Source organism: Dyadobacter alkalitolerans DSM 23607, from assembly GCF_000428845.1.
Classification (GTDB): Bacteria; Bacteroidota; Bacteroidia; order Cytophagales; family Spirosomataceae; genus Dyadobacter; species Dyadobacter alkalitolerans.
The window spans coordinates 1-10,542 of sequence record NZ_AUAS01000034.1 but is presented as its reverse complement, the minus strand read 5'-3'; the positions used below and the strand labels follow the sequence as shown (position 1 = coordinate 10,542).

Sequence of the window (10,542 nt, the reverse complement as noted above, 5' to 3'; positions counted from 1 at the left end):
TTTAAGATTTCGCGGTCAGTTTTTAAGCGCTCGTTCTCAGCACGTAGTTTTGCTACTTCGCCAGCCAACTTTGCTGCTCTGTCGCTAACCTTTTCTCCGCTATTCGATTTTGTCTTTTTTGTTGCCATCCTTTTCCAACGATAGAGAACATTCTCGGCAATTCCAAATGACTCCGAAATTTCCTTCGCACTTCTGCCCGAAGTCAACATCCTGGTCATTTCTTGCTTGAAATCAGCATCGTAGCTCCGACGAGTCTTTAATGATTTGGGGTCTTTCATTCTGCATCATAATGTGCAAAAATGTGTGCCGTTTTTTGGAGCCACCTCAAAGAACAGCCTGAACCGGCAAATAGTGGCGAAATCGTATTTAATAACAGTGCCAAAGCAGCACTAGACACTGCTACAATTGTTTTATATGAAAATGCGGATGGAACTAAGATACACCTAATATTTGAACTACGGGGCACGTCTATCGAAGGAAAAGAATCTTTGCTGTTAGTTATATACCAGACACGGCTTGATATTCGTGAGATTCCAGAAGGTCAGTATAACTTAAAAGGCGATGACCTTTTCCACTTTTCCGTCGGTAACGACACTTCTTCATCTGGTGGTCATCAAAAGCAAATGACCTTTACTCTACGCAAAATTGGTGAATCGCGCTATGCTGTGGAGTTCAATGGAATAGCAAATGGCAAACCTATCTCGGGAAGATACTCAGGGTACTGGGGCAAATTAGAGTCCTAATATTAGTATTAAACGTCAACTTAGGCCTGCAAGCGAAATATGACCTCGGAGAGGATATGGCTGCTATCAGCAAGAAATCAAGCAACCTTTAAATGCATTTCCAGAGCTTTGAGCGGCCCTTCAATAACGAACATGAACTTAACCAGACCAATGAGTACCTGAAAGTGATGCTCACTAACACCCATTTATGAATGAGACGATCAGGCTGCCTGTTGAATACCTGGGCGCCAGTCACGAATTTCCTTTAACTATCCTAACGGTGGGCTATACCTACCAATTGCATATTCAAATCGAGGATAAGACGCTGATCTTTGAACAGGATGAACAGCACCAGTATCGGGTAATCAGGCAGCCCGGGGATGAAACGAAAGTTAGCAAAGGCTTGATCGAAGCGATCGTTTCAAGCTTGCAATCGTTATAGATCCTAGAAACCCTTTCACTGGTACTAAATACTTAGAGCTAAATTCAATATTTCTGAGATAGTCATCACCGGTAGGTCTATGCATGGATCAATCGGTAGGACCTTCATTTTTGAACGGTTTTCGGAAATCAAATCAGGATGATCTACTAGATTTCCTTGAACGATACCTAGATATGGCCAGCCAGTCTTTTTGTTAATCCATATATAACAAATTCTTTTTCCATGATCATTGTAAAACGGCATACCATATCGCCAGACCTCATTTATATCCGTGCTACATTTCAATATGAATGCACGCAATGCATTAAGGCAACTGTTGACAGGCTCTGATTTGGAATCAAAAAAATGGTCTACGGCACGAAGCATGATATGAACTTTTGAATTAAATGCCAGGCTAAGTAACTAGCAAAAGGCATCTCAGTATCGTTTATAATCTAAGCGCTAGCTTTATATTCCATATTTAATGAACGTCTTTGCCGCATTGTGCTTTCATTTGATAACTATACACCATTCTCAGTCTCTTACCATTGAAAACACTCTTTTGAGAGAACCAAGGTGCTTTTCTTATTTGATGGTTATTTGATACCATGCGGCATAAGTAGATATTTGATCATAAAGCTTAGGCTCGTAGACAGTATGAAAATAAATATTTCTTTCACACAACCATTTTAGCAACCCCATGCCTCTTTAAGCTGTTTTCAATCGTCTCATACGGATGGAAAGCAACAAAACTTCTGTTGCCAAAGTCTCCTTTACCAGAAAACCCATGCTTTACTGCTCCTTAGGGAGATGTAAATTTATTTAACGGTAAAAGTAGAAATACTTATTATTCTAACTTTGCTAAGTAACCATAAGGCACTTTCCTTCCACTTATCACAATTATAATTATTGTTAACTGATCTATTCATGAAACAGCTTTGCTTACCCATTTTGTTGTTAGTCCTTTTATCAGGTTTTTCTCAAAAGCCGCAACAGGAAGAATCAAAAAATTTTTATTGGTATGGAGACAGAAAAATTTCGCTAAAAATCAACGAGAATGATCGTTTTATAGTCTTCGATGAATCTGCAAAGATGGAATCAGGTGCTTTACAGTTAGTCCATCACTCAGTACTTGGAGAAGGGATGAAAGGACATAAAGCGCAAGCTAGCAAACGGAATATCACTTGGGCAAGAATCAATTCAGAACAGATTGATAAAATTGATAAAACAAATATACTATATGATGCGCCTTCGTTCTATGATGAATCGGGCAAATTGTATGCACTTTCTTCGATTTTATATGTTAAATTAAAAGGTAGCCATGACATTGCCATTTTGGAAAAGATGGCTGAACAGTCCCGAGTCGAAATTATAGGAAGCTTTCAATACATGCCTTTATGGTATGCATTAAGCTGCAATAAACAATCGGTTGGAAATTCGTTAGAGATAGCAAACAAATTTCATGATTCAGGTGAATTTAGCGCAAGTGAACCCGAACTGTTGGGCACCGATGACTTAAGCTGCACAACGGACCCAAGTTTTGGAAGCCAGTGGTATTTAAAAAACACTGGTCAAAATAGCGGAAACTCCGGTAGCGATATTAAAGCTTGTGAAGCTTGGGCCTCAACAAAAGGCTGTTCTAATGTAATTGTGGCATTGGTTGATAACGGAGTACAGAAAAATCATCCTGACATAACAAATTTACTACCTGGGTATAATGCAGAGAATGCCACCATTCCCCAACAAGATCAAGGAGAACATGGCACCGAAATGGCAGGAATAATTGGTGCAGCTCATAATAGCACCGGGATTTCAGGAATAGCACCTAATTGCAAGATTTTACCAATCAGTCTAAATTTTAATAGCCAAGGTCCTGGATATCTAGAGAAACGTGCTGATGGCATTTTGTGGGCAGCAAACGCAGGCAATGCTTGGATTATTAGCAACTCTTGGCAGTCACCCGTAAATACTGCTATAACTGATGCAATTAACTATGCTGTTGCGAACGGCAGAGGTGGATTAGGGTGTGTGGTTGTTTTCTCGTCCGGGAATAAAGATGGAAATCTTGAATTTCCAGCGACACTCCCTAATGTTCTTTCAGTAGGAGCAACAAAGAACACCGACGAAAGGTGGAGCGAATTTGGCATTCCGAATGGTATTGGGTCCGCTTTTGGGACTGGATTAGACGTAGTAGCGCCAGGGGTCAATATTTATACTACCACTCGGACAAGCACGTACAAAAATGTAACAGCAACCTCTCCTGCGGCGGCAATTGTTTCTGGCATTGCTGCACTTGTTTTGGCGGCAAACCCTTCACTAACTCAACTTCAAGTGAGACAAATAATAGAGTCAACAACCGATAAATCTGGTGGATATTCTTACACCCTAGGTAGTGGTGAAAACACTTCACTAAGCTGGACGCCCCGAGCAGGGTATGGCCGAGTGAACGCATTTAAAGCAGTTCAGAAAGCACAAGGAGTAATAATAGGGCCAGATGTTTTTTGTTCGACGGCAAGCTTTTCCTTAAACGGTGCCCCCTCTGGCTCGATCACTTGGTCTACGGACAGCCCAACTAACGTGTCAATAAATTCTTCAGGCCTAGCAACGAGACATTTTGATCGCGTAGTAACAATCCGTGCAAATGTTGCTACGTCGTCTTGTGGGGTAAAACAGTTGACTAAAAGGGTGACAGCGGGCCCCCCATCTTATAGCCTTATTACGGCAGAATCTGGCTATATAGGAACCGGGCAACGGATAATAAATTTATGTAATCTTCCCACAGAAGCGGAAGCTGCTTATTCAGGGCCAGGACTAATCACAGGTTATGAGTGGAAAATTCAGGATCACTCCAACTGGGACATTAATAATAGAACACCAAATGGAAAAATTGTCGAAATTGACTACTGGCAGAGCCCCGCATTCAATCCACAAAAAATATACATTCGCGCTCAAAATACTTGCGGGTGGGGGCCCTATCAGGAAACACTTTGGACTATTCAAAACTGCTTTTCTGCATATATTGTATATCCAAATCCAGCAGAAAAATATGTGACTATCGAATTTGAGGACTTAAAAAATCAAAATTCCCTGCCGGACAAGATTGAACTATTTAGTACTTCCACGGAGAAACCAATTGTTCAAGTGAACCCAAGAGAAATGTTCGGTAAGCAGCAGTTAGAACAGGGGAATAAAATTACAATTGACGTATCGAGCCATAAGCGAGGCAATTACTTCTTACATGTTACCAAAGGAAAAGATGTCGAGAAACGTCAGGTTGTGCTCAAATAGACGAGAAGAAGATATTTCTCTAATTTTTAGTATCGTTTAAGAATGCAAATCAATTGTGTTCTTCCTGGATATTACGGAAGTAATCAGGAAGAACACATTCGATTAATAAAAAGTAAATTTCTAAACAAGCCTTGGAACAATCACCTTAGCCATTTCATTCGTATGTCACTATCTTCGAAACGACCGCTAGCAACTTTATACTTAGTTATGATCATCGCGGCACTAGCATTATACAATTGCAAAAGCGACACCCTGTACCCTAACACCGTTGTCGTCCCAGGACAGGTTTATGTCCTTACAAAAGGTGAGATTGAAACGCAACAGATTTTCGATCTTATAAATGAAGTGAACCTCCCGGTCAAGGTAATGTATGGGCAGAGTACTCATACTTCGGCAATGCCCAAAGACAGTTTATCCTTTATTAAGCGCAATATTAATCAGAAACCTTACACTAATAGTGGAAAAGATTCTTCCACAGTCATTGTGAGTGTAAAACACAATGCAGAGGTACAAGTTAGCCCAAGATTATACTCAATAGATAAGAAGGAGTATCAAAATGACTGGCTTGAGACCGAAACAGCCTTAAGTTTATCCAAATTAAAGGAATCAGATTTATATGGTTTCTCTGTGTACTTTTTAGTGCCAGAGGGATCAGAAGAACACTGGATTTCTAAATTCAAAAGCTACGATGATATTGTAAATCAAGTGGGTCCGGTGTTCGAATATATCGGTAATTAAACTAGCAATATAAGCGTATGCTACTAGAATTCGTTGACTGCTAGCCAGTGCGTGAGAATGAGCGCTGTATTGTACATTTCCAAAACGCACTTTTTTGTACGGGTACCAATTTAGCGGCAACAGACTCAGCGGCGATGTGCCTGGTTGGGAGTTAGGTAGCCTACAGATGCATGTGGTCGAAAGAATTGTAAGCATAAATGGCTTTGGCGATGCTGGTCTGTGCTGATGAAAAAGAGAAGAAGCCGGTCAATCTAAAATCTTCCTTGAGAGTTTGGAACACACGTTCTGCTATGGCGTTTTCGTTCGGGTCACCGCTTTCAGCCATGCTGGGATTATCCGATATAAATATTGGAAGCCAAGCCCGGGGTGCAGCGCCTAATTTTTGCATAGCCTGAATTCCTTGATGACGCTACGCAGTTGCTTGTTTGACAGGCCACTATACTGAATTTGCAGTTGCTTGGATTTTTCAGCACTTATGCTTTTGTAGCTTCCAATATGATATAGGAATTCATTCTGCATGAGTAACTTAGGCAATATCAGAGTTGTATTACAAATAAGGCCTTATCGAAATCCATGCCAATACGGAAATGGTAGACGACTTCATATTAGATTAAAAAAATATGTAACATTTTGTTAATACACAACTGTTGGTTTCAAATAATCTTAGTGTTAAAATTGTTCAAAAATATTATTTAATTGTCAAATACTGGGTTTATGGTATCATTTTTGAGAATTTTCGTTTTTTTCTTCCTTGTTCTGTTGAGTGGTTGCAAGAAAAAATACGAGACTCAAATACCCGTAGTAAAAGTTAGTGATAAGAAATTCGAGCAATACTTGGTTGACAATAAAATTGACAAGGAGCAAATAATTGACGGGAAAATAAACGCGGCGGATATAGCCGGTGTGGATACTCTTTTTTTAGCTGGGTTATCAATTGAGAGCCTCGATGGAATTGAGGCGTTCACTGACTTAGTTTACTTAGATTGCTCCAATAATAATTTGAAGGCATTGAATACTGGTAGTCACCACTTCCTAAAATATTTAAACTGTGAAGAAAATTCATTGACCTCATTAAATCTATCGAGCAATCAGAAACTTCAAATTCTTTTTTGTGGCAATAATGATATATCATTGCTAGATGTGTCAGAAAACTTGGGGCTGGAAAAGTTTAGGTGTTTCAAAAATGATTTGATTGCAATAAATGTGGCTCGAAACACAAATTTGACCGAGTTCTCCTGTGGGGAAAACAAGCTGACCACGTTGGATCTAAGGTCAAACAAGAATTTAGCGGAGCTTGTTTGCAGCCAAAACCAGTTATATACCATCAATTTCGGGGATGTTGATACATTTACAGCAATTGGATGCGCAAATAATAAGCTCACTTCCTTAGACATTAGCAATTGTTCGAAATTAGAAATGCTCAATTGTATAAATAATCAGATTACTACGATTTGTGTAGATGACGTAAGAAAGGCGATTGAGAAAACTTCAAATCTGGATAATACTGGATTCGCTAAGTGGAATAAAGACAAAACATCAGCTTACGTAGAGTGCCCTTAAGTTTGCATATTATCAAGTTTACTCCAAAAGCATAATGATGAAAATTACTCACCTGTTTTTCAAAGCAGGACTGGTTGTTACCATACTGGGTTCTGCCAGCTTCCACAGTTATAGTAGAAATTATCTTCAAAGTTCAACAGCATCCATTGATGAGCGAAGTGATTCAACGTCTGTTCGCGAGAACCTTTATCCCGTGAAGGGGCGGAGATTTTTGAAAGGCACAATTACAAATCAGTCGAAAGTGAGCGAAGACAGCATAGCTGCCTTGAACATTCCGCAAGCAGATGTGGGAAAAGTTCTTGTGTCTGGTAAAAACATACAGTTGATTGCATTGGGGGGTGGATTAACAGCAGGTGTGAGAAATGGCGGTTTGTATCGTTTTGGCCAATTAACCGCGTTTCCCAACTTAGTCGCTGCCCGATTTGGGGTGAAAGGTTTTCAATCGCCGATTTTTAATAGGAATGAAGCTAATGGAACCGGTTATTTAATGGACCTACACAAAGATGAATATCCTTTATGGAATGTGGTGTCTAATAATTTAGCAGCGCTGAGGGAGGCGGAGTATCCTGAATTTGAGAGGTATCGGGGTTTGCCAGTTCAGAATTTTGGCATTCCCCATGGAGATTTGATAGCTTCAAATACACCTTTATGCCAGTCTGGATGCGGTATTTATCATGATGGGAAAACTTGGACTTTTGGCCAGATTTTCGGTGCACGTATATTAGATACCGGTATAAGCCAGTACAAAGTTTCTCTAATGGAGTTTGCTCTTATGCGTCCGTATACATTCTTTTTTCTAGAGGAGGGATTCGATGAGCTAATTGATCTTGTAAAGGACAATACAAACCTGGATTCTTATGGTTTTGATAAGGCAAACTTAGCTGAGTCAAGTATGCTGAAATTGACGATCGAGAAATTGATTAAGAAATCACCAAGCTCCAACGGGGTGCTCTTCACAATTCCGATGGTAACCGATCTTCCCTATTTAAGTTGGTATTCCGCTAAAAAGATAAAGACCAAAGCGAAATCTCTGTCAATTAAATATGCCCGAAATCAAACAAAATATTTTTTGGGGCCTCAGTCAGAATTTTATTTTTTACCCACGGAATCGGTTGATTCCCTGTTCAGAAATTTTTCTGGTGGAGAGTTGGATCTGAATCTTTCAAATGCAGATATAATGGACGCACAAGAGATATATATGACAACAACGACTATCAAGCTTTTTAATAATTGTATTCGAAACTGGGCAAAAACCTATAATCTGGCACTAGTTGATTTAGAAGACCTCTATCACCGTGTCAATGCTAATGTTTATACGGGCGAGGGGCATATTTTAATTTCAGGAGGCCGAGAAGGCAATTTCTTTTCCTCTGACGGCATATACCCCTCGGCACTTGGACACGCTGTAATCGCAAACGAAGTTATTAAATCAATAAATTCTACCTATGGCTCTTCTGTTTTGCAAATCAATTTAAAAAAGTTCGCATCGCAAGTCGATAGGGAATAGAGAGACATATAGTTATTGGTCAAAACATTGTAAAAGTTTAAATTATAGCCTTATGCAAGTTTATATAAAGTTCATTTTGGTGGTGTTAGTAATATTCTGGCAAGGAGGCCTCTATGCTCAGACGAATATTCGCGCTCCCAAGCAAGGGGGAGTTTATCAACGTGGCGCAGACAACAATGCTGCGGTTCCTATAGCCGGGCAGATTTTAGGTGCTACTTTGCCAAACTACACAGTCACCTGCACCGCAACGAGAGTAGACGGAAATAACAACCCAATTGCCGGAGTCAATCCAATACAAATAAATCTTAACGCTCCGAAAGGTATTTTTAACGGAACTATGACATTGCCCAAAGGGTGGTACAGATTTACTTTTACGCAGGGAGGAAGTACTGGGGCAACCAATTACGCTGGCGTGGGGGATGTCTTTGTGATTGCTGGTCAATCTAATGCCCAAGGTGCAACCGGCGCCGGGTTCACTACTCCGGCTCCGCAGGGAAATCCAGAGCTTATTAGAGGATTAAATCTTTCATTCAATTGTGAGAAGCGATTTCCAAGCAACAATGCAGCTATATACGCTCTTACAAATTTTGATAAAGTCGGGCCCACTGGCCCGACGAGGTGGGCGTACGAAGCACTAGGTAGAAAAATATCGGATGCTAATGCAGACAGCAAAGGAGGCATGCCTGTAATGTTTTTTAATACAGCAGCCGGCGGAAGCTCTGTCAAGAACTGGAGTGATGGGGCCAATGGAGCAACGGCATATCATCCAAATTTTGGGACTGAATGGTGTGCGGGCTTTCCAGCTGGCGAGAATATGACCGCACAACCTGCCGCTTATTACACGGGACAACCGTACCTAACTCTCAAGAACGTTTTAAATTGGTATGTTCAGCAGTACGGAGTCAGGGCGATTCTCTGGCACCAAGGAGAAGCTGATGCAGCCAACAATACAAGTCAGAATAGCCCCAACGCAACTGACTACTCCAGTCGCTTGAATAATGTTATAGCAAAGTCAAGGTTGGATCTCAATAATGGCAACTTGTCTTGGATGGTCGCCCGAGTCTCACTATCAGCAAATAACACCTCGGGGGGGACACCAACACCAAATACCGCGGCAATTGGTGTTAGAACGGGTCAGGGAAATACGGCGGGGGGAGCGACAAACAAAGTTTTTTTGGGGCCATTAACTGATATTTATCAAAACAGCTCAACAATTAGTCATAGAGCAGATAATACACACTTTTCCGAAAGCAATTCCAATGGATTAACGGTTCTTGCGACACTATGGAATGGTGTCTTAGATAATTCGGCATCCACAATTACAGCGTTCACCCGCATTGCACCCGCTAGTGTACCAAGCGCTTCTGCCTCCAACAACAACTCCGTTTACACCTTGAGTACTGTTGCTGGTTATGATAGTTATTGTTGGGTTAAGGGGCACCCGGATGAAATTCATAATGCTCCTCCACTTAATAGCACCGCGTGCTTTAGTACAGCTCAGACCATGCAAACCAATACCAGCGGTTATTACCGATGTTATGTTAAAAAAGGAAATAATTGGCAGGTTACAACAGCAGTCGTACCTCAGGGTATATGTTCGAATTGTAGAGAAGGGTTAGCTTTTGATGCTGTCGCCAAGGAAGTCACTGACGAAGAAACAAGTGTAGGCTTCAATGTATTTCCCAATCCAGTGGAATCAGAATTAAAAGTTGAATTTAATGTCTTGCGAGAAAGTGATGTTAGGTTAGAAATTTTTGACGAGTCAGGAAACTCTGTAATGGTATTGGCCAATGGGCCTCACGGAAAGGGTCATTTTACCTATCCGTTGAAAAAAAGTCTTCCCAAGAACGGAGCCTATATTTGCCAATTGATGATTGGTGATCTATACTTCACTCGGAAGATTGTTCAGATAAAATAGGCTTTAAGGATCATATGCTACTGAAATCGGTTGACAGTTAGCCGGTTTTCAAGTATCCAGCCGGGTATTGGACATTTCCAAAACGGATTTTTTTGTACGGGTACCATTTCAAAGGAAGCGGTCCACTCCGGTGATGTGCCTGGTGGGGCGTCAGATATCCGAGCGATGCATGGGGCCGCATGGCGTTATAAGTGTTGATGGCTTTCTCGATCGCCTCATATGCGGATGAAAAAGAAAGAAAACCTCTGATGCCAAAGTCTCCTTTCAGCGTGCGGAAGACGCGTTCGGCCATCGCATTTTCATTAGGGTCGCCGCTTTGGGTCATGCTGATAGTCACGCCGTTGTCTCTGAGCCGGTCAACATATTTCCATGAGCAGTACTGGACGCC

11 protein-coding genes are annotated in these 10,542 nt (G+C 41.1%); 7 read left to right on the top strand and 4 right to left on the bottom strand.

All coding sequences use genetic code 11. The features are described from left to right. Positions 1 to 278 (bottom strand): transposase (locus G395_RS0126635; RefSeq protein WP_026632784.1); only part of this gene is annotated, 278 nt, incomplete at its 3' end. Between the two features lie 21 nt (positions 279 to 299). Here G395_RS0126635 and G395_RS0126630 point away from each other — a divergent pair. Then, on the top strand, positions 300 to 743 hold the full coding sequence (locus G395_RS0126630) for a hypothetical protein (protein ID WP_026632802.1): 444 nt from the start codon (positions 300 to 302) through the stop codon (positions 741 to 743). Positions 744 to 930: 187 nt separating this feature from the next. Continuing rightward, positions 931 to 1,164, top strand: coding sequence for a hypothetical protein (locus tag G395_RS0126620; protein ID WP_026632801.1), 234 nt, complete (start codon positions 931 to 933; stop codon positions 1,162 to 1,164). 24 nt (positions 1,165 to 1,188) lie between these two features. Here the strand turns inward: G395_RS0126620 and G395_RS33185 are convergent, their stop codons facing one another. After that, entirely contained in the window at positions 1,189 to 1,530 is a 342-nt protein-coding gene (locus G395_RS33185) for a DUF1801 domain-containing protein (protein ID WP_026632800.1), read from the bottom strand. 540 nt (positions 1,531 to 2,070) lie between these two features. Between G395_RS33185 and G395_RS0126610 the strand changes: the two genes are divergently transcribed. Next, positions 2,071 to 4,431 (top strand): S8 family serine peptidase, encoded by a 2,361-nt coding sequence (locus G395_RS0126610; RefSeq protein ID WP_026632799.1) that lies wholly within the window; start codon positions 2,071 to 2,073, stop codon positions 4,429 to 4,431. Between the two features lie 207 nt (positions 4,432 to 4,638). After that, a complete protein-coding gene (locus G395_RS0126605) occupies positions 4,639 to 5,169 on the top strand; it encodes a hypothetical protein (RefSeq protein WP_157486842.1) in 531 nt (176 codons plus the stop codon). A 160-nt stretch (positions 5,170 to 5,329) separates the two neighbouring features. Here G395_RS0126605 and G395_RS30650 read toward each other — a convergent pair whose 3' ends face one another. Beyond that, positions 5,330 to 5,557 (bottom strand): integrase core domain-containing protein, encoded by a 228-nt coding sequence (locus G395_RS30650; RefSeq protein WP_035362171.1) that lies wholly within the window; start codon positions 5,555 to 5,557, stop codon positions 5,330 to 5,332. A 326-nt stretch (positions 5,558 to 5,883) separates the two neighbouring features. On the opposite strand from G395_RS30650, the gene G395_RS0126590 reads away from it, so the two are divergent. The 3 genes from G395_RS0126590 to G395_RS0126580 are packed head-to-tail and all read left to right on the top strand — an operon-like array spanning position 5,884 to position 10,154. Continuing rightward, on the top strand, positions 5,884 to 6,729 hold the full coding sequence (locus G395_RS0126590; protein WP_026632797.1) for a leucine-rich repeat domain-containing protein: 846 nt from the start codon (positions 5,884 to 5,886) through the stop codon (positions 6,727 to 6,729). A 34-nt stretch (positions 6,730 to 6,763) separates the two neighbouring features. Further along, positions 6,764 to 8,236, top strand: coding sequence for an SGNH/GDSL hydrolase family protein (locus tag G395_RS0126585; RefSeq protein ID WP_035362169.1), 1,473 nt, complete (start codon positions 6,764 to 6,766; stop codon positions 8,234 to 8,236). Positions 8,237 to 8,288: 52 nt separating this feature from the next. Next, positions 8,289 to 10,154, top strand: coding sequence for a sialate O-acetylesterase (locus G395_RS0126580; protein WP_026632795.1), 1,866 nt, complete (start codon positions 8,289 to 8,291; stop codon positions 10,152 to 10,154). A gap of 37 nt (positions 10,155 to 10,191) precedes the next feature. Here G395_RS0126580 and G395_RS0126575 read toward each other — a convergent pair. Continuing rightward, a partial coding sequence (locus G395_RS0126575; protein ID WP_026632794.1) for an integrase core domain-containing protein occupies positions 10,192 to 10,542 on the bottom strand: 351 nt, incomplete at its 5' end.

Bases quoted from the DNA above. Each gene is read 5' to 3' on its own strand.
- G395_RS0126590 (WP_026632797.1), top strand. From the start codon at position 5,884: ATGGTATCATTTTTGAGAATTTTCGTTTTTTTCTTCCTTGTTCTGTTG.
- G395_RS0126580 (WP_026632795.1), top strand. From the start codon at position 8,289: ATGCAAGTTTATATAAAGTTCATTTTGGTGGTGTTAGTAATATTCTGG.
- G395_RS0126605 (WP_157486842.1), top strand. From the start codon at position 4,639: ATGATCATCGCGGCACTAGCATTATACAATTGCAAAAGCGACACCCTG.
- G395_RS0126610 (WP_026632799.1), top strand. From the start codon at position 2,071: ATGAAACAGCTTTGCTTACCCATTTTGTTGTTAGTCCTTTTATCAGGT.
- G395_RS33185 (WP_026632800.1), bottom strand. From the start codon at position 1,530: ATGCTTCGTGCCGTAGACCATTTTTTTGATTCCAAATCAGAGCCTGTC.
- G395_RS0126620 (WP_026632801.1), top strand. From the start codon at position 931: ATGAATGAGACGATCAGGCTGCCTGTTGAATACCTGGGCGCCAGTCAC.
- G395_RS0126630 (WP_026632802.1), top strand. From the start codon at position 300: ATGTGTGCCGTTTTTTGGAGCCACCTCAAAGAACAGCCTGAACCGGCA.
- G395_RS30650 (WP_035362171.1), bottom strand. From the start codon at position 5,557: ATGCAAAAATTAGGCGCTGCACCCCGGGCTTGGCTTCCAATATTTATA.
- G395_RS0126585 (WP_035362169.1), top strand. From the start codon at position 6,764: ATGATGAAAATTACTCACCTGTTTTTCAAAGCAGGACTGGTTGTTACC.